General features: G+C 30.5%; 16 protein-coding genes and 1 pseudogene. 12 read left to right on the top strand and 5 right to left on the bottom strand.

The features are described 5' to 3' along the window. Nucleotides 1–282 precede the first annotated feature (282 nt). The 5 genes from KM029_RS10020 to KM029_RS10000 all read left to right on the top strand — a co-directional run bounded on the left by KM029_RS10020 (nt 283) and on the right by KM029_RS10000 (nt 5,287). Entirely contained in the window at nt 283–1,260 is a 978-nt protein-coding gene (locus KM029_RS10020) for a helix-turn-helix transcriptional regulator (RefSeq protein ID WP_144073164.1), read from the top strand. 584 nt (nt 1,261–1,844) lie between these two features. Next, nucleotides 1,845–3,200, top strand: coding sequence for an alpha-L-fucosidase (locus tag KM029_RS10015; RefSeq protein ID WP_144073163.1), 1,356 nt, complete (start codon nt 1,845–1,847; stop codon nt 3,198–3,200). 101 nt (nt 3,201–3,301) lie between these two features. After that, nucleotides 3,302–3,874 (top strand): Crp/Fnr family transcriptional regulator, encoded by a 573-nt coding sequence (locus KM029_RS10010; RefSeq protein ID WP_144073162.1) that lies wholly within the window; start codon nt 3,302–3,304, stop codon nt 3,872–3,874. Nucleotides 3,875–4,041: 167 nt separating this feature from the next. Beyond that, nucleotides 4,042–4,731 carry a type 1 glutamine amidotransferase domain-containing protein gene (locus tag KM029_RS10005; protein WP_240050338.1) on the top strand — a complete coding sequence of 230 codons (690 nt, stop codon included), beginning with the start codon at nt 4,042–4,044 and terminating at the stop codon, nt 4,729–4,731. A 157-nt stretch (nt 4,732–4,888) separates the two neighbouring features. Continuing rightward, nucleotides 4,889–5,287: a hypothetical protein gene (locus KM029_RS10000; RefSeq protein WP_144073160.1), complete on the top strand. Its 399-nt coding sequence runs from the start codon at nt 4,889–4,891 to the stop codon at nt 5,285–5,287. 75 nt (nt 5,288–5,362) lie between these two features. Here KM029_RS10000 and KM029_RS09995 read toward each other — a convergent pair whose 3' ends face one another. From KM029_RS09995 to KM029_RS09985, 3 genes are all read right to left on the bottom strand, one after another. Further along, on the bottom strand, nt 5,363–5,704 hold the full coding sequence (locus tag KM029_RS09995; protein ID WP_144073159.1) for a M13 family metallopeptidase: 342 nt from the start codon (nt 5,702–5,704) through the stop codon (nt 5,363–5,365). A 12-nt stretch (nt 5,705–5,716) separates the two neighbouring features. Then, a complete protein-coding gene (locus KM029_RS09990) occupies nt 5,717–6,952 on the bottom strand; it encodes a hypothetical protein (protein WP_144073158.1) in 1,236 nt (411 codons plus the stop codon). 227 nt (nt 6,953–7,179) lie between these two features. Next, nucleotides 7,180–9,234 carry a M13 family metallopeptidase gene (locus KM029_RS09985; protein ID WP_144073157.1) on the bottom strand — a complete coding sequence of 685 codons (2,055 nt, stop codon included), beginning with the start codon at nt 9,232–9,234 and terminating at the stop codon, nt 7,180–7,182. Nucleotides 9,235–9,700: 466 nt separating this feature from the next. Here KM029_RS09985 and KM029_RS09980 point away from each other — a divergent pair, with 466 nt between their 5' ends. The 4 genes from KM029_RS09980 to KM029_RS09965 all read left to right on the top strand — a co-directional run bounded on the left by KM029_RS09980 (nt 9,701) and on the right by KM029_RS09965 (nt 13,898). Next, nucleotides 9,701–11,260: a SulP family inorganic anion transporter gene (locus KM029_RS09980; RefSeq protein WP_144073156.1), complete on the top strand. Its 1,560-nt coding sequence runs from the start codon at nt 9,701–9,703 to the stop codon at nt 11,258–11,260. A 231-nt stretch (nt 11,261–11,491) separates the two neighbouring features. Then, entirely contained in the window at nt 11,492–12,445 is a 954-nt protein-coding gene (locus tag KM029_RS09975; RefSeq protein ID WP_144073155.1) for an SDR family NAD(P)-dependent oxidoreductase, read from the top strand. Nucleotides 12,446–12,472: 27 nt separating this feature from the next. Continuing rightward, entirely contained in the window at nt 12,473–12,985 is a 513-nt protein-coding gene (locus KM029_RS09970) for a hypothetical protein (protein ID WP_144073154.1), read from the top strand. A 1-nt stretch (nt 12,986) separates the two neighbouring features. Then, nucleotides 12,987–13,898 (top strand): helix-turn-helix domain-containing protein, encoded by a 912-nt coding sequence (locus tag KM029_RS09965; RefSeq protein ID WP_144073153.1) that lies wholly within the window; start codon nt 12,987–12,989, stop codon nt 13,896–13,898. Nucleotides 13,899–14,295: 397 nt separating this feature from the next. Here the strand turns inward: KM029_RS09965 and KM029_RS27195 are convergent. Further along, nucleotides 14,296–14,418, bottom strand: a pseudogene (locus KM029_RS27195) (IS91 family transposase); the annotation flags it as partial. 73 nt (nt 14,419–14,491) lie between these two features. On the opposite strand from KM029_RS27195, the gene KM029_RS09960 reads away from it, so the two are divergent. Beyond that, nucleotides 14,492–15,433: an SRPBCC family protein gene (locus KM029_RS09960; protein ID WP_144073152.1), complete on the top strand. Its 942-nt coding sequence runs from the start codon at nt 14,492–14,494 to the stop codon at nt 15,431–15,433. Nucleotides 15,434–15,522: 89 nt separating this feature from the next. Here the strand turns inward: KM029_RS09960 and KM029_RS09955 are convergent, their stop codons facing one another. Further along, the gene (locus tag KM029_RS09955) at nt 15,523–15,780 is read right to left on the bottom strand and encodes a hypothetical protein (protein WP_144073151.1); all 258 of its coding nucleotides are present in this window, start codon (nt 15,778–15,780) and stop codon (nt 15,523–15,525) included. A gap of 233 nt (nt 15,781–16,013) precedes the next feature. Between KM029_RS09955 and KM029_RS09950 the strand changes: the two genes are divergently transcribed. Together KM029_RS09950 and KM029_RS09945 are read left to right on the top strand one after the other, a co-directional pair. Further along, entirely contained in the window at nt 16,014–17,219 is a 1,206-nt protein-coding gene (locus KM029_RS09950) for an NADH:flavin oxidoreductase/NADH oxidase family protein (RefSeq protein WP_144073150.1), read from the top strand. A 729-nt stretch (nt 17,220–17,948) separates the two neighbouring features. After that, the gene (locus KM029_RS09945) at nt 17,949–18,848 is read left to right on the top strand and encodes a GLPGLI family protein (protein WP_144073149.1); all 900 of its coding nucleotides are present in this window, start codon (nt 17,949–17,951) and stop codon (nt 18,846–18,848) included. The last annotated feature ends 3 nt before the right edge of the window (nt 18,849–18,851 follow it).

Here is an 18,851-nt window from a genome sequence, read left to right as displayed (position 1 = left end):
GAGAAATTAAAGCCATTATTTTTTTATATAGATAAAATGAAATAATTATTTAAGGAGGAAGTTTTTATATTAAAGCTTCCTCTTTTTTAGTGTAAATACATTCGTTTCTATATCATTTTAATACACTATAATTTAAAGATTAAATCTTGCTAACTAGGTAAAATAATTAATCATAGACTTTCTTGATGTATATTGTAAAAAGAATGGAAATGTTCTACATAGAGGTGATGTGATAATAATTACATTGAAGAAATTCATTTTATGATATAAATAACAAACTACTTGAAAAAATATTCTTTTAAAGGGAACTCGCTAAGAGACCTATATGCATCTTTTACAGAAGATTTTAATGGTACTTGGACAGATGATACATTAAAAATAGATGACAAAGAGGTAAAAATGGATGTATCTTACTATCAAGATATATTCGGGATTACTGTTGCTGTAAATGAAATAATTTTTAGTGATGATGCAACCATTGAATTAGCACAAGACGAAGAACCAACATTATTAGCCCGCTTTATTGTAGATTCAGAACTGACTATACCTAATACAAAAGAAGGTGATATATCTTTAGGACCTAAACATGAAAAAGGGGCAATACTTTGCAATACCTATCATCCAATAATATTTGAATTAAAAAAAGATCAAAAATTAAAATGGATTTCTATACGTGTACCTTTTGCGGAGTGGGATAAACTAACTAAAAATAAGTTCTCTCATCTTGATACTCTTTTTAGAAGTAAGGACCCTTGGTTGGTTGCTACAATAATTAATACATCTATGGAAAAATGTATTGACGAAATTTTTGGGTACAAGGATGCGGACTATGGAAAAATTGCTTTTACACTCTCAAAAAGTATAGAACTGAGTTATCTATTTTTAGTAGAACTAATGAAGGTAGGTAAAGAGAGTGATAAATTAAGTATGATGCGATCTGACTATGATGTAATAGTGAATATCAAGCAAGAGCTTTCAGAAAACTTAATGAACCCTCCTAAAATAGATGAATTAACAAAAAAATATGGCGTGAGTACCACAAAATTAAGAAGTAATTTTAAACAAGTAGTAGGTATGCCTATTCATCAGTATATAATGCAACAACGTTTTGTTAAGGCGTATCAAAAGGTAAGCAATACTACAGAACCAATAACATCTATAGCTATGGATTTAGGGTTTAGCAATACAGCCCATTTTTCTGATGGATTTAAAAAGCATTTTAATATTACTCCTTCTCAACTAAGAAATAACGTAAAATAGGGATGTATTTAATGGCGTTTTTTGAAACTAGAATGTTCTTTTTTGAAAGTAATTTAAAATAAAAACGAGCACATTTGTAGTATAGAAAGCAACAACAAGAGCATTTAAAATTAGCCCATTAAAAATGAGAGGAAAGTGCTAGGCTAATCTTAATTAGTACTAGCTAAACAATTAAAAATGAGATTAAAAGACTAGCAAATTAAAAATGAGCTAAAGTGGTATACTAAAAGTATATCACTTTTTTTATGCCCTTTTTAAGTAGGTACATTATGCTATTTATAAAAAAATAGAAGAAATAAAATGACTAATAGGATTGTTTATAATGTTATGAAATAATGTGGTGTTTTTCGAAACTAGAATGTTTTTTTTTGAAATAGTATCCTAAAGGTTTCAACCATATTTGTTTATCAATAGTAAAATAAATATCAATCTTATAAGTTAGTAATAAGACAAAACCATCTCTTTTTAAGGAATGGTTTTTTTATTTATTAATCATTAACAAATAGAACATGTAAAGTCATTTTTTACTCATTTAATTTTTGTTTGATTTACACTTATAAAAACCTAATTAATCAAATACTTAAATGAAAAGAATTATACTAGCACTGTTATTTACTTCATTATCAATTATTGTTTTTGCACAAGAAACTAAAACTACCGATGAACGAATGGAATGGTTCAAAGATGCCAAATTAGGTGTTTTTATTCATTGGGGATATTATGGCGTAAATGGAATTAGTGAGTCTTGGTCGATGTATCATCAAAAGATAACTTGGGAAGACTACATGCAGCAAGGTGAAAAATTTACCGCTGATAAGTACGACCCTAAAGCTTGGGCTAAATTATTTAAAAGTATTGGGGCTGATTATGTTGTCATGACATCTAAACATCATGATGGATTTGCCTTATGGGATTCTAAGTATAGTAAGTTAGATGCCAAAGACCATGCAGCTGCAGGAAGAGATTTATATACTCCATTTGTAAATGCAGTGAGAGGAGAGAATATGAAAGTAGGTGTTTATTACTCTTTATGTGATTGGTCTCACCCAGATTATTCCCCTATCACATTTCCAAGAAATGAAAAAGCATTACGAAAGTTATATCCTCAAGGAAAAACAGAAAAATATTTAACTGCTTGGCAACGTTTTCAAAAATTTAATATGAATCAAATGGGTGAGCTATTTGATAATTATACACCAGATTTAGTTTGGTTTGATGGAGATTGGGAACATAAAGCAGATGAATGGCCATCTAGGGTAATAAAAGATTCTTTGCTCTCTTGGAACCCAAATGTAATTGTAAACTCTCGTTTAAATCAGTATGGTGATTATAACACACCAGAGCAAGACCCTCCAATCATGACACCTGATAGACCTTGGGAATTATGTATGACAATGAACACAAGTTGGGGGTATTTTCCATCAGATAAAGACTATAAATCATCTAAATATATTGTAGAGACTTTTGTAGAAACAATTGCAAAAGGAGGAAACCTACTCCTAAATATTGGTCCTAAACCAAACGGAGAAATTGCACAAGAGCAAAAACAGAGATTGGAAGACTTAGGAAGGTGGATTAACAAACACAATGAAGCAGTACACGGTACGGTAGCAGGTATGGAATATGGACATTATTTTGGTCCAACTACTCTATCAGAAGATCGCACAATTATCTACTTATATAATTTTCAGAAACCAAGTGAATTTACCTCTTTAAAAGGTGTGAAAAATAAGGTGAAGAAAATTAGAGTTGTAGGTTCAGATAAAGAATTAGATTATAAAGTAATTGATTCTGCACCATGGAATGAAATACCAGGCATTATTCAAATTTTTACGCCTCAAGATATTGCAGATGAGTATGCAACTGTAATTGCCGTAGAACTTGAAGGAGAGCTAGAGTTGTATAGAGGTATTGGTCATGCTGTAGAAATGAACGATTAATAAGATATAAGTAGTCACTACTTAAAGGTAGCTTAGATTAAGGTCGGGTAGCGAAAGTTATCTGGCCTTTTTAATTCATTTAAAATAGTTATTTTCGATGTATGGATGCTATTAAACAAATATTTAAGGACTTAGAATTTACAGAAGAAGAACTTCTATTTATTGAAAAAAGAAGTTCTAAACTAGCACTTAAAAAAGGAGATGAACTATTATCTAAAGGTGATCTAACATTATCTCAGTTTTATGTTTTAGAAGGTTGTTTGCGGTCTTATTTTATTGATAGTCATGAGAAAGATCACACAGTTCAGTTTGCTATTCACGATTGGTGGATAAGTGATTATACAGCTTTTTTTGACAGTAGCATGGCGGTTTTAACCATTGAAAGTTTACAAAATACTACGGTATTAGAATTTACTAGAGCCGCTCAACAAGAAATTTTTGATGAGATACCGAAAGTTGAACGTTTTTTTAGAGAAAAGATGGAACATAGTTTTGGTGCTTTTCAGAAAAGAATTATTAATAATTTATCAAAAACAGCGAAGGATAAATACAACGATTTTTTGCAAACGCATGCTCAAATAGAAAAGCATATTAAGAATTACCATATTGCTTCTTACTTAGGGATAACAACGGAGAGCTTAAGCCGAATTAGAAGAGAGATTGCTAGAGGATAGTGTTTTCTTATCATAGATCAATTTTTAAAGTGAATTAATTTATTGAGTTTTGCGTTATCAAAAAATATAGATAAATGCTTAATATAAAATATTTATTCATTGGTGTTTTATCTGCCCTTCTGTTTACAGCATGTGGCACTGATAATTCATCACAATCAAAAGAAAATATGGGAAATTCAAAAAAGGTTTTATTTGTTTTAACAAGTCATGATCAACTAGGAAACACTGGCGAAAAAACAGGTTTCTGGATAGAAGAATTTGCTTCTCCATATTATTTCTTAAAAGATAAAGGCGTTGAAATTACTTTAGCATCTCCTAAAGGTGGTCAACCTCCTTTCGATCCTAAAAGTGATGCACCAGAATCGCAAACAGAATCTACAAAACGTTTTAAAGCAGATAAAGATGCAGTTGCTCAAATGGCAAATACATTAAAATTATCTACAGTTAATGAAGCAGATTATGATGCTGTTTTCTATCCGGGTGGACACGGTCCTTTATGGGATTTAGCAACGGATAAAAATTCAATTGCATTAATAGAAGCGTTTTATAATGCAGGTAAGCCTGTGTCTGCAGTTTGTCATGCTCCTGCAATTTTTAAAGATACAAAAGCACAAGATGGAACTCCTTTGGTTAAAGGGAAAAAAGTTACTGGATTTTCAGACTCTGAAGAAGATGCAGTTCAGTTAACTGATATTGTTCCTTTCTTAGTAGAAGATATGCTAAAAGAAAATGGAGGAATTTACTCTAAAGGGGATGATTGGTCTCCTTATGCTGTAGAAGATGGCTTGTTAATTACAGGTCAGAACCCAGCATCTTCTGAGTTAGTAGCAGAAAAATTATTAAAGAAGTTGAACTAGAGATAGAGGCTTTTTAATAAGATAAAGTGATGTTATTATTTATCAAACGATGAATAGTAGCATCACTTTTTTATTATAAAGGGTGAGGGTTTTAGGTGATATTTCTCCCTTTTTGATATAAGAGGTTGAAATACTTATGAACTTAAAAAAAGATAGAATGAAAACTTCAATAAAACTCTTCACTATATTAATATCATTTTTATTTATTAATACTGCATTTGCTAAAGATAAGCCTATTTCAAATTCAGAAGATGCTGCTAAGGTAGAATTAATGAATAAGTTTAACCAAGAATTTTCTATTGGTGAAGCAACCTATAAAGGTTCAACTGTACATGTAGAGGTAGAGTTAAAGGAACTTGCAATACAATTAGGATGGACACCGACAATGTTTAATGAGTATAGTTCTACAGTAGATGGTAAAGCCACTTACCAACAATTTTGTGAATTTATTAAAGAAGCACATACTGATTCGTTCCTTGAAGCAGGTTTTAATCAAGTTGAAATTAGATTAGTGTATTTAGATGAAATAAAAGATGTTTATGCATCTACTTTATAGATAAAAGGATAAAAAACAGGCTATACAAATTCTAAACTTGTATAGCCTGTTTTTTATAAAATAAAATTTGATCAATTACCAAACTTTAGCTCTCTCTTTTGGAGCAACATACATAGAATCAGTTTCTTGTATATTAAATGCTGTATAGAAAGGATCAAAATCTGATAAAGGACCTGTCGCTCTGTATTGACCAGGCGAATGAGGGTCTGTCATGATTTGATTTCTTAAAGCTTCTTCTCTTGATTTAGTTCTCCAGATAGTAGCCCATGATAAGAAGAAACGTTGTTCTTGAGTAAACCCGTCTATCATACCTGGCTTTTCTTTTTGTAGAGATAAGTAATGTTGTAAACCATCATAAGCAACGGCAACACCACCAATATCAGCAATATTTTCTCCTAGCGTAAGTTCACCATTAATGTTTACAACTTATTAATTTTGAGAAAGTATCGATTCAAGTGCTAACTGGAGAACCCATTCTTCATTTATTTCAGATTCATTGACGTTATTTCCATAAGTATCATAAAATGAGCGACTATTGATAGAATAATTCCCGTAATCTTCATTCTTAATAATCTCAAATTCAATGTAATAAAGAGTGTTACCATTCGGGGACATTACTTTTTCTTTTGTTTTTTGTAAACTAGGATTATGATATTCTATAATTTGAGATTTACCTACTAATTCTAAATTATCAGCAGTACCATAGTAAATTTCCTTAAATTCAATTTTACCATTACTCCCTTTAAAAGATTTAAGTACATAATTTATATGCTCTCTTTTAAAATCGTATCTATATGTAATGTGATATTTTTCATTATAAATACTATTTTCTGAAACAGTTATACGTTGAACCTTTTGGTCATAACTGTTATAATAAGTTTCTGTAAATATATTTTCTTTGTATTTAAAACTATAGTTATTAACAAGCTCATTATTAACATAGAATTTTAAAGTTAGAATCCTGCCGTCATTATCATAAGAATATTCTTTAGCATAATGATTATCCATACCATTATATCTTATTTCTGTTTTTACCATATTTTCACCAATGAATGAATATGTATCTTCTTTGTATGTAACTTCAGAAGTAGTAGGATTATATCTAGTTGTATAAAGCTTTGTTACTTGTCCTTTTGAATTATAGGTAAATTCTTCTAATCTGGCATATTCATCATATTTTGCATCATGCTTTTTACTAATGAGCTGTCCATTCTGGTTATACTTTTGAGTAATGATATCTTTAATCTCGTTATTCTTAATTTCAGTAATTGTCTCAATGTAACCATTTGAGTTATAAGTAAATTCAAGATTTAAAGGGTTAGATTCACTGTGTTCAAAATTTTCTCTAATTGAAGAAGTAATAACACCATTTAAGTTGTATGTGTGGGTAAATGTCATAATCTTATCTCCAAAAGATCCATAATTCTTATAATTGAGATCGGTTGAAATAATTTCACCTCCTACAATTTCGTTTGTATAATCTAGATGAAATCGACTATCTGACATAAAACTTTGTTCAAAAGAGGTTTTGAATTTTGATTGGTTAAAGATAGATCCATCGCCAACTTCAATGTTTTCGTTGTCTATAGAAGGAGTCATTTCGTCTTCTTTAGTTTCGTTACAGCTTAAGAAAAACATAGATATAGATAGAAACAATAAGATCATTCTTATTGCCTTTGAAGAATAAATTTGCATGTTGTAATAGTTATGTTAATTAATAATGTAAATATAGGTGTTAAATTATATTATGTTAATAAAGTGCATTGTATAACATTGATTATACACCTTTTTTGTAATGATTTGATATTTGGATTTTTTCATAATAAAAAAGCCATCATCCCACTTTATGGAATGATGACTTTTGGATTTGAAAAGAACTTAGTCTTGTTTTATTACCAAACTTTAGCTCTCTCTTTTGGAGCAACATACATAGAATCAGTTTCTTGTATATTAAATGCTGTATAGAAAGGATCAAAATCTGATAAAGGACCTGTCGCTCTGTATTGGCCAGGCGAGTGAGGGTCTGTCATGATTTGATTTCTTAAAGCTTCTTCTCTTGATTTAGTTCTCCAGATAGTAGCCCATGATAAGAAGAAACGTTGTTCTTGAGTAAACCCGTCGATCATACCTGGCTTTTCTTTTTGTAGAGATAAGTAATGTTGTAAACCATCATAAGCAACGGCAACACCACCAATATCAGCAATATTTTCTCCTAGCGTAAGTTCACCATTAATGTGTAAACCTTCAATTGGTTCGTAAGCATTGTATTGCTCAACAACCATCTTAGTTTTACCAGAAAATGTTTCGCCATCTTCTTTTGTCCACCAATCTTTCATTTCGCCATGTGCATCAAATCTACGCCCCGAATCATCAAAACCATGTGAGATTTCGTGACCGATTACTGCACCAATACCACCATAATTTACAGCTTCGTCAGCTTTGTAATTATAGAAAGGAGGTTGAAGAATTGCGGCAGGGAATACAATTTCATTATAAAGAGGATTGTAATATGCATTTACAGTTTGTGGAGTCATACCCCATTTAGTTCTATCTACAGGCTTACCAAATTCAGCCATGTTTTTATTGAACTCTAAAATACTTGAGTTGACAATATTTTGGAAGTAATTATCTTTTGTTACTTCAAGTTTTTCATATGTTTCCCATTTGTCAGGGTAACCAATCTTAACCGTAAAGCTAGCTAATTTTTCAAGTGCTTTTGTTTTTGTTTCAGCACTCATCCAGTCAAGTTTTTTAATACGTCCAGCAAAAGCTTCTTTGATGTTATTTACCATCTTATCTGCTTTAATTTTTGCTTCTTCTGGAAATTCTTTTTCTACGTAAAGTTTACCTAAAGCAAAACCTACAGTACCATTTGTAGTACCTAGAACACGTTTCCAACGAGGTCTGTTAGCCTCTAAACCACGCATTTTTTTGCCATAGAAATCAAAGCTTTCGTTTACAAAATCACTACTTAAATAAGGAGCACTTTCGTGAATAACATGCCATTTTAAATATTCTTTAATTGTTTGTAAAGATGTATTGGCTAAAATGTTATCAAGGTGTTCAAAGTAAGGTAAGTGATTTACAATAATCGTATCAGCAGGAACATTAATACTTTGTAAGTAACTTTTCCAATTGATAGATTTTGTCATTTTTTGCAATTGAGCAACTGTAACAGGATTGTACTGACTCCTTGGGTCTCTTTCCTCAACCGGAGTCATGTTATATTCTGCAAGAGTGTTTTCAAAATCAAAAACATCTTTCGCAGCTTTTTTAGCATTTTTAGTACCTACCAATGTGAACATATTCTCTATATGCTGAACATATAGTGCTCTTTTTTCTACAGATGCAGAATCTTGTTTAGTATAAAAATCTTTGTTTGGTAATCCTAAACCATCATATCCAAGGTATAAAGATTGTTTATTACTGTCTTTAAGGTCTTGAAATACACCAGGTCCGAAAATTGCCGAAGTTTGGCTTTTATGTAAATCTTCTAAAACTTTTTGAAGGTCTTTTTTAGATTTCATTCCATCAATTTTACTTAAGTAAGGTTTGATAGGATTTGCACCTTGCTTTTCGATGGTAACAGAGTCCATACCGCTTTGGTACATATACACTGCTTTCATTTGATCGCTACCTTCTTTAAGGTTTCCAGAAGCCATTGCTTCGTTTAACACCTCTAAAGTAGCTTTTTCGTTTCTTTCACGGAGTTCATCAAAACTACCCCAACGACCTCTGTCTGCTGGAATTTCAGCTTTTTTCATCCATCCACCATTGGCATAATCGTAAAAATTATCACCAGGCTTTACAGATGTGTTCATGTTAGAAAGATCGAGTGCTTTTTCTGAAGAGGAATCAGATTTCTGCTCAGGTGTTCCACAACTTGTTGCTAGTAAAGTACCAACTCCAAGTGCAACACTAATTGTTTTTGTTAATAAAAATTTCATGTTTATAGTTTTATATATTCTACAAAACTATAATAAATACTCATTTAACAAATCAAAAAGTTATTTAGAATTACTGTTTCTGGGAAGCTAAATAAGGATTATAGATTTGTAGGTAGTGTAAATATCATGTTTAAAGCCTTTTAACATGTTGTAAGTTGTTGACTATTAGTTTATTTATGTTTTAAATCTCTTTTAGAACTAAAAATAAGACGTTTGTATATTTTAACATTACAACATATCTAATTATTGTGATCAGATCGATGAATAAAGGTTCGTTAAATAGATTATAAGTGTAAATTGTACTATTTTGTAAGTGTAAATAATAAGCACTCTTTAATAATTTAAATATAGTATTAGCTTCTAATTAAATTACTCCTTTTTGCTATGAGTTTTCTGTGCTTTATGGTACACGAAAACTTTGAGTTGAACTCCTATTTTAGTTTACTAACATAAAATAAACACAATAATGAAACAGCAACAAAACCTTTTATCTAATCTGAGGTATGATTTACCATCAAGTATTGTCGTATTTTTAGTAGCAATGCCTTTATGCTTAGGAATTGCATTAGCATCCGGAGCTCCACTATTTTCTGGCATAATAGCAGGCATAGTTGGGGGCATAGTAGTATCATTAATTAGTGGATCTTCATTAGGTGTTAGTGGTCCGGCAGCGGGATTGGCTGTTATTGTTCTTAATGCTATTAATGATTTAGGTACATTCGAAAATTTTCTATTAGCAGTAGTAATTGCAGGTGTAATTCAGATAATATTAGGTATTGTAAAAGCAGGAGTGATTGGTTATTATTTCCCCTCCTCTGTAATAAAAGGAATGCTGTCGGGTATTGGTTTATTAATCTTCTTAAAGCAAATTCCTCATGCAGTCGGTTATGATGTTGACCCTGAGGGTGATTTCTCTTTTTTTCAGGTAGATGGTCATAATACATTTAGTGAATTATGGTATATGTGGGACGCTGTGACTCCAGGTGCCATGGTTATTACTGTATTGTCTTTAATTATTTTGATATCATGGGATAAGCCGTTTATCAAGAAAACTTTTCTATCTAGTATTCCTGGGCCGTTGGTAGTTGTAAGCTTAGGTGTTGGGTTAAATCTATTTTTTGATTCAATTCCAGTTTTAGATATCACTTCAGAGCATTTAGTTACCATTCCGATAGCAACATCAGTTTCAGAATTTATAAATCAGTTTACTACCCCAAATTTTACTGCATTTACACAACCTAAAATATATGTAGTAGCCTTTACTTTGGCAGTTGTTGGTAGTTTAGAAACACTTTTATCTGTAGAAGCAACAGATAAATTAGACCCAATGAAAAGGGTTACTCCAACTAATAGAGAATTAATAGCTCAAGGAATTGGTAATATATGTTCAGGTTTAATTGGAGGTTTACCGGTAACACAAGTTATTGTACGTTCATCTGCCAATATACAGTCTGGGGGTAGAACTAAAGTATCTGCATTTTTTCATGGAATATTACTTTTGGTTTGTGTAATGATAATACCATCGGTTTTAAACCTTATTCCCTTAGCAAGTTTAGCAGCCATACTTTTAGTAATAGGTTATAAATTAACTAATCCTAAACAGTTTGTTCAGCTTTATAAAAAAGATATGTCTTTATTCTTGCCTTTTATAGTAACTATTTTAGGTATTGTATTTACAGATTTATTAAGAGGTATTGGATTAGGTATGGCAGTTGGTATTATTAATATTCTATGGAATAACTTTAAAATACCGTATCATTTAGATCCTAATAATTTTAAGGATAATGAGCCAATAATTATTCAGTTGGCAGAAGATGTTAGTTTTTTAAATAAGGCAAGTATTCTAAGAACTTTTAAAAAAATACCGAACAATGCATACGTGGTTGTTGATGCTACAAAAAACCATTCAATCCATCCTGATGTTTTAGAAATAATTGAAGATTTTGAATTAAATGCTAAAACAAGAGATATAAAAGTGGAGTTGAAAGGCTTTAAAAATATTGAAGAATTTGACTCTGTAGAGTAATTCCATAAATTCTTTAATTTAGAAAGGCTACTCCAGTAAATGGAGTAGCCTTTTTCTAGAGAATGTCTCGATCTGAATACTTATGATCAATTATACAAAATGAAATAATATAAATTGAGATGCCTACCTATGCCCCTATTTACCAAAAAGTATATGTTATTCGAAATAGTGTATAACAACTCTCCATAACTTTATTCTGACCTTTGATCTATCATTAAAAGAAAGAATACTATGAGTTTAAAAAATCAATTTGGTAAAAAAGGATGGACACCAGCATTAATGAAATCACAAAAAGGTAAAACATTTTTGATAACAGGTGCTACAAGTGGAACAGGATATGAGGCGGCAAGAATACTTTTATCAAAAGGTGCTACTGTAGTGATGCTCAATCGTAATCCTCAAAAATCGGAGGAGACTATAGCGGCTTATAAAAATGAGTTTGGAGATAATATTGATGTATCGTACATCACTGTTGACTTAGGAAAACAAACTTCAGTTAAAAATGCAGCAGCCGAAATACTTGAGAAAGTAACACGTATTGATGCGTTATTATGCAATGGTGCAATTGCACAAGTACCCAACCAAATAGTAACAGAAGACGGTTGGGAAAGTCAGTTAGGAGTAAATTATTTTGGGCATTTTACATTACAAGCTTTACTTTATCCTCTTATTGAAAAATCTAAGGGTCGTATAGTTACAGTAGGTAGTATGGGGTATGATATGGGGCTAAAGACCATCAAATTCGATGATTTAAATTGGGATAAAGATTACACTGCAAATGATGCTTATAGTCAGAGTAAATTAGCTCAAATTATGTCTATATATGAATTACAGAACAGGTTAGATAAGGCAGGTAAAAAAGAGGTTAAAGCTTATGCCTGTCATCCAGGTTCTTCTAGAACTTCACTTATTTCAACAAGTGGTAGTCTATTAATGAAGATTATATTTGGTATAATGAAATTATCTCCTTTGACACAACCTGCTAAAAATGGAGCATACCCAGAACTAATGTGTGCTACAGAAAAAGATTTAGATCAAACAGCTTTTTATGGACCTACAGGTAGAAGTAATTGGGTTGGGCCAGTTGGGGCTCATAAATTAGAACCACATGCAAAAGATAAAATCGTAGCAAAGAAGTTATGGGAAATATCAGAAAAGGCTATTGGTTTACAATGGAATTTATAATTTAGATAATCATTAAATTTATTAGATATGGATATTTTAAAAGCAGCTACTGATTGGGCAAAATCTGAACTTTTTTCGACACCATTTTTTATTCTTTTTGGTGTTTTGTTTGTGGTTGGAAGCTTTGGTTTTTGGGAATTAGGTAAAACAGAAATGGCAAGAGCTTATATTATTCCTACACTTGTTGCAGGTATTTTATTATTAACTATAGGTTTTGGATTATTTTTCACAAATAAATCTCGAATAACACAATTTGAAATTGCTTATAACGCATCACCATCAACTTTTATAGCTTCAGAAATTACGCGTACAGAAGCTACTTTAAAGGAGTATGAAAATATTGTTTTTCTTGCAATTCCTATACTCATTATCGCTTGTGCATTAGTTCTTATATTTGTTAATATTCCAATTTGGCGAGCAAGTATGATTACAACCATAGCAATGTTAGTGGTAATATTATTAGTAGATGGAACTGCTCAAGCTAGAATTGATGCTTATCAAAAACAATTGTTTATTGCAGAAAAAGAAATGACTAAATAAGATGCAACATTTCAAAACGTTATCAGCTTATCTAGATTACTTGGAACTCCCAAGTCCAGAGCATCCAATGTTAAGTGTATTTTTTGCAAATGGAGAAGGCTTTTTACCATGCCCGAAAGAAAGTTCGCCACCAATTACAAACGAATGCTATTCCATCAGTTTAAAGAAAATTATTAAAGGTGATTTAAACTATGGACGTACAAAATATGACTTCAATAATGGAGCTTTAATTTTCTTAGCACCTAGACAAATATTACAATGGGACAGTAGTGTTGTGTATGATCAAAAAGGTTTTTCGATTAATTTTCATGAAGATTTTTTGAAAGGAACAGAGTTAGCACATCAAATAAAAAAATATGGGTTCTTTTCTTACACAGCCAACGAAGCATTACATCTTTCTCCTAAAGAAGAAAAACAGATAGAGTCGATTGTAGAAAGTATTGATATTGAATATCAAAACAACCAAGATGAATTTAGTAAAGACATTATTATTTCACAGTTAAGTACTCTTTTTAAATATGCTAACCGTTTTTATGAAAGACAGTTTTTGAATAGAAAGGAATTATCTAATGATTTGTTAGAGCAGTTTAACCAACAATTATCTACCTATTTTAATTCTGGGTTTCTAGAAGAAAAAGGAATACCAAGTATAGAACAAATTGCAAATAGCCTTTCTATATCGCAACGTTATTTAAGTGATACACTAAAAAAAGAGACAGGGAAAACATCAACAGAACATTTACAGCTTTATTTGATTGATGAATCTAAGAATATTTTGCTAAAACCAAATAAAACGATTGCTGAGGTAGCTTATGATTTGGGGTTTGAGTATCCTCCTTATTTTTCAAGATTATTTAAAAAGAAAGAAGGCATTAGCCCTAAGGAGTATCGGGATAAATATAAAATCAACTAATCAAGAGAAATGACATTATAACGTTCTATATTTATATAGCTTTATTTTTACTGGTCAATATAATTCAACCTCATGAACATATTAGAAAAAGAAATGGTTTTGCCAAATCAGCAATGAGTGAAAACTTATCAACTAAAGAGCATAGCCCAACACCTAGTTGAACAAAGGCGTTGTTTGATTGAAATACATTTCCTGTAGGAGGAAGTTAGGATAGACTTTTCATTTTCATGAAAGATTTTTTTTGAGATAGCGATAATCTCATTATCTTCTTCATTTATTACTTTTTCAAGAGGATTAGATTCCCAAACTTAATGAGAAATTAGTATTTTCATTAAGCTTAGGGTGTATGCCTCTAGGCTTACTTTCATAAGCAAAAAAATGAAGTGAAAATGTATTACTATAAAGTATTTCCCATTACATTCTGTTGATTTGGTGGAGCTCTTTGAGAAGTAAATCGAGGTATTATAACCATCTCTCTTTTACCACAACAAGTACATAAAAGAGGATCATACCCTAGTTTAGAGAAGTATAACGTATTAAAGATATGTGCTTTTGTTTTTAGGGATAAGTAAATAATATTAATACGAAAAAAAATGAACAAACTTAAACTAAAAGCAGTTGGGGTAACTTCTATAAGTACAATTTTTTTGTTAGCATTTGGAATCTATTTTATTGAAAGTTATGGTGCTCTAGTATTCATTTTTTCACCCTTCCTAATGGGTTTTCTCCCTTCATATATAATTTTGAAATCAGGAGAAAAAATAAAGAAAAGAGCATTGTTTTTCTTATCTCTACAAGTTTTAGGAGTTATTATTATGATTATACTATTAATCAAAATGGAAGGATTAATATGTATTTTAATGACATCTCCATTGATTTTAATTTGTCAATGGATAGGAGTTGGTTCAGCAATGATGATTATGAATAGAGTGACGCCTAAAAATATCAACTTATTATTAATAATTCTCGGTTTTGTTTTTAGTGGATTCGATTATTCAAATAAAGAATCAAATCAAATACTAACGCCTATCACTACAACTGTAGTTATAAATGCACCGATTGAAAAAATTTGGGATGAAGTAATTGCATTCGGTACAATTGCTGAACCAGAAGAGTTATTATTTAAAACAGGTATATCTTATCCTATTAATGCAAAAATTAAAGGAGAAGGTGTTGGTGCTATTAGATACTGTAATTTTACGACAGGTAGTTTTGTAGAACCAATTACAAAATGGGAAAAACCAACAAAACTATCTTTTTCAGTAACAAGTCAACCGACACCAATGCATGAGTTAAATCCATTTTGGGAGATTCAGCCACCTCACTTGAATGGATATTTTCTTTCAAAAAAAGGAGAGTTTAACTTAAAATCTATATCAGCTTACAAAACAGAATTATCAGGCACAACTTGGTATACTTTAAATATTAAGCCTGTATTTTATTGGGGAATTTGGACAAATTATATTTTACATAGCATTCATGAACGTGTCTTAAATCACATTAAACAAAAAACAGAAGCATCAACAACAATGTAATAAAAGATATAATCTGTATTTGAAAATACTTTAAGAGGTTGACACTTATTTAAAGAAGTGATCAGCCCCTTATCAAAGTAGCGATTGCGTTATACACAATCACACTTGAAAAAATCATCGGTGTGATGAGGTGATATATCTCCATCGACACTATAAATTTTCGTAATTTCTATTTCTAAACCACTTTCTAGAACTACATATTCAACACTTTCTCTTTCTGAAATTTTAATTACATTATCCATAATGCTGATTTTGTTACCGTCTTTATCAAAATAAATAATACTATTTATTGGTAGGTTTCCAGAATCAAGCAATAGTATAGATGAATATTTAGATGAGTTTTGCATATCGTGAAATTTAATTTTTATAGGTATTTCGGAGTATTATTCAATTTAAAGAAAAAATACTAAAATTAATTATTTGGTAATTAGAAAGTTACTTTACTGATATCACCCAAAATTCATTACTAAAGACTAGGTAAACATAAATAACATTTAATTTGTAATCAGTTTGTATATTGTTAATTACAAGTATACTTAATTGATATTAAAAATATAGACTTCCATAACCAATCAACTTCATGAACATATTAAATAACGAAATGGTTTTGCCAAATGGTACTATTTTAAGTAATAGAATTGCCAAATCAGCAATGAGTGAAAACTTAGCTACCAAGCAGCATAACCCAACCCGAATTCTAATAGAGGCCTATAAAAAATGGGCACAAAGTGGTGCAGGCTTGTTGATTACAGGGAATATAATGATTGACTCTAAAGCAACAGGTGAGCCAAGAAATATAGTTGTTGAGAATCGGAATAATTTTGAATTACTTCAGGAGTGGGCAAAAAGTGTGGAGGGTACTAAGACTCAGTTATGGGCTCAAATAAACCATCCAGGAAGGCAGGCTATGGAACAAATAAATAGCGAATTGAAAGCTCCTTCTGCAGTGCCTTTAAAATCAGGAGGAAGAAAAGATACATCTAAGAAAATACCTATAGCTTTAGATGAAAATGAAATTTTAGCTATTATTGAGGCATTTGGAAACACTTCTATAATTTTAAAAGATGCAGGTTTTTCTGGTGTTCAAATTCATGGAGCACACGGTTATTTGGTAAGTCAGTTTTTATCGCCACATGCAAATGTTAGAACAGATAAATGGGGTGGTAGTTTAGAAAATAGAGCCCGTTTTGTAATTGAAGTTTACAGAAACATTCGAGCAAAAGTAGGAAAAGATTTTCCGATTGGAATTAAATTGAACTCTGCTGATTTTCAAAAAGGAGGATTTTCAGAAGAAGAATCAATGGAAGTAGTCAAACTTCTTTCTAAAGAAGGAATTGATTTAATTGAAATATCAGGAGGTACTTATGAAGCTCCTGTAATGATGGGTAAACAAAAGAAAAGTACCATAAAAAGAGAAGTCTATTTTATGGATTATATTCAGAAAGCTAGAAAAATAACAACTACTCCTTTAATGTTAACAGGTGGATTTCGTACAACTGCTGTAATGAAAGAAGCAATTCGTTCTAATCAATTGGATATTATTGGAATTGCCCGCCCATTTGCTCTGTACCCTACCATTGGACATGAAATAATGAACGAAAGCCGAACAAATTTTACTACCGATATTAAAAAAACAGGAGTAAAAGCCATTGATGGGGCAATGAACATAATCTGGTATGAATCTCAAATAAAACGTTTAGGGCAGGGTAAATTACCTAAGCCTGATTTAAATCCTTGGGGAGTATTTCTTAAGTATTTTTGGTTAATCTTAGAGAAAAAGTTCTAGAATTCAATTATCAATCTAATAGCTATTTTGAATCCAGTCTAATTTATTTTTTGACTACCTCGACCTCTTTTTTAATCTGTATTTTACGGGTTTCTAATTTTTTAGTTTCCACTAACTTAGAGAAGTGTAGCGCATTAGATATACGTACTTTTGTTTTTACGGATAAGTATAATTTTATTGTTAATAACTAATTTGTATTATGAAATATTATTTCGCTTCTATATTTTTCTTTTTGTTATACATCTGCTCAAGAGGTTAAAAAAGGAAATGCAAAACTCCTTTGTTATTATACTCATTCATTTCAACCTTGGCAAAATGATACAAGTAGAATAGAAGGAGAGTTTATTTTAAGCTTAAATGAAAAATATTCTGAGTATCAATCTATTCAAAATTTTAATAAAGGGATTATTTTAGATAAAGGAGGATTAAATGGTAATGAAATATCAACTCAAGTTAGTGCATTTACTTCTTTTCAAGTTTTATAAACTAGAGAAAATACAATAATTAATTATCATTAATAAGTTAGTTCTTAAATTTTTCTCCTTTCTACCCTTTATGGTTTTACGTTTTTTAGCAACGATTTCCTATAGATGAATCAGAAATATGTCTTTTGACTCTAGAATGTGGTATTATTTGCAAAGTGGAATTATATCAGATAATCAATGGAATCATTATTTGAGTTTATCTTCAAGTGGAATTGATTTTCAATTACCTTAACTTTTTTAATTTATGAAATTATTAAAACTAATATTCTTATTATTTCTACCAATTTTTACACTAAAAGCACAGATTACAGAAAAAGGCTACTCAACATTTAAATGTTTTTATACTTATCAATATCAACCTTTTAATCAAGATACTACTAAGTTTCAAGATAAATTCTTATTAATTTGTAATGATGATTTCTCTATTTTTGATAATTATACTTACTTTTTATTATCTAAAGCTTTAAGTGATGATTTTGAGAATAGAAACCTGAATGGGAATAGTTCTGTATTTTCAATATTAGCTACAAATACAAAAGATTTACAAGAACCTGATGCCAATAATTTTTCTGTTATGAAAGATTATACAACTAAAGAAGCTACATATATCTATAACTTAGGGTATATCGCCAATTGTACTTTTACAGAAAATTATGGAGAGTTAAATTGGACTATCACTGATCAATCAAAAATAATAAAAGGATACAATTGCTTTCTGGCAACAACAATTTATGGGAATTATGAAATTGAAGCATGGTTTACTCCTGAGGTACCAGTTTCTGATGGTCCTTATTTGTTTGGAGGTCTCCCTGGGTTGATAGTTTTATTGAATGATAAAAATAATATACATTCTTTTAGTATAGGTGAAATGATTGAAGACAAAACAATAATGCTGAAAGATAAAGTGACAGGTAGAGAACTTTTTGAATCAGTTGGGTTCAAGAAGGCCTTCAAAAATATGAAAAAGAAAAGACAACAATTAGAATTAGGTTATGATATTGAAAAAGTAAACCCTTTTTTAAAGTCTTCAAGTTTACCAAAATTAGAAGATACATCTCCTGAAAATATTAAAAAATTAAAATTGAAATACTCTCTTTACGACAACCTCTTTTTTAAATTTTACGATCCAAAAAAAGAACTATAAAAA

Origin of the sequence: Flammeovirga kamogawensis (assembly GCF_018736065.1) — a bacterium.
Classification (GTDB): Bacteria; Bacteroidota; Bacteroidia; order Cytophagales; family Flammeovirgaceae; genus Flammeovirga; species Flammeovirga kamogawensis.
This window is presented reverse-complemented; position numbering and strand designations above follow the sequence as displayed.

Bases quoted from the DNA above. Each gene is read 5' to 3' on its own strand.
- KM029_RS10010 (WP_144073162.1), top strand. From the start codon at position 3,302: ATGGATGCTATTAAACAAATATTTAAGGACTTAGAATTTACAGAAGAA.
- KM029_RS09945 (WP_144073149.1), top strand. From the start codon at position 17,949: ATGAAATTATTAAAACTAATATTCTTATTATTTCTACCAATTTTTACA.
- KM029_RS10015 (WP_144073163.1), top strand. From the start codon at position 1,845: ATGAAAAGAATTATACTAGCACTGTTATTTACTTCATTATCAATTATT.
- KM029_RS09955 (WP_144073151.1), bottom strand. From the start codon at position 15,780: ATGCAAAACTCATCTAAATATTCATCTATACTATTGCTTGATTCTGGA.
- KM029_RS10005 (WP_240050338.1), top strand. From the start codon at position 4,042: ATGGGAAATTCAAAAAAGGTTTTATTTGTTTTAACAAGTCATGATCAA.
- KM029_RS09980 (WP_144073156.1), top strand. From the start codon at position 9,701: ATGAAACAGCAACAAAACCTTTTATCTAATCTGAGGTATGATTTACCA.
- KM029_RS10000 (WP_144073160.1), top strand. From the start codon at position 4,889: ATGAAAACTTCAATAAAACTCTTCACTATATTAATATCATTTTTATTT.
- KM029_RS09965 (WP_144073153.1), top strand. From the start codon at position 12,987: ATGCAACATTTCAAAACGTTATCAGCTTATCTAGATTACTTGGAACTC.
- KM029_RS09975 (WP_144073155.1), top strand. From the start codon at position 11,492: ATGAGTTTAAAAAATCAATTTGGTAAAAAAGGATGGACACCAGCATTA.
- KM029_RS09970 (WP_144073154.1), top strand. From the start codon at position 12,473: ATGGATATTTTAAAAGCAGCTACTGATTGGGCAAAATCTGAACTTTTT.
- KM029_RS09960 (WP_144073152.1), top strand. From the start codon at position 14,492: ATGAACAAACTTAAACTAAAAGCAGTTGGGGTAACTTCTATAAGTACA.
- KM029_RS09950 (WP_144073150.1), top strand. From the start codon at position 16,014: ATGAACATATTAAATAACGAAATGGTTTTGCCAAATGGTACTATTTTA.
- KM029_RS09985 (WP_144073157.1), bottom strand. From the start codon at position 9,234: ATGAAATTTTTATTAACAAAAACAATTAGTGTTGCACTTGGAGTTGGT.
- KM029_RS09990 (WP_144073158.1), bottom strand. From the start codon at position 6,952: ATGATCTTATTGTTTCTATCTATATCTATGTTTTTCTTAAGCTGTAAC.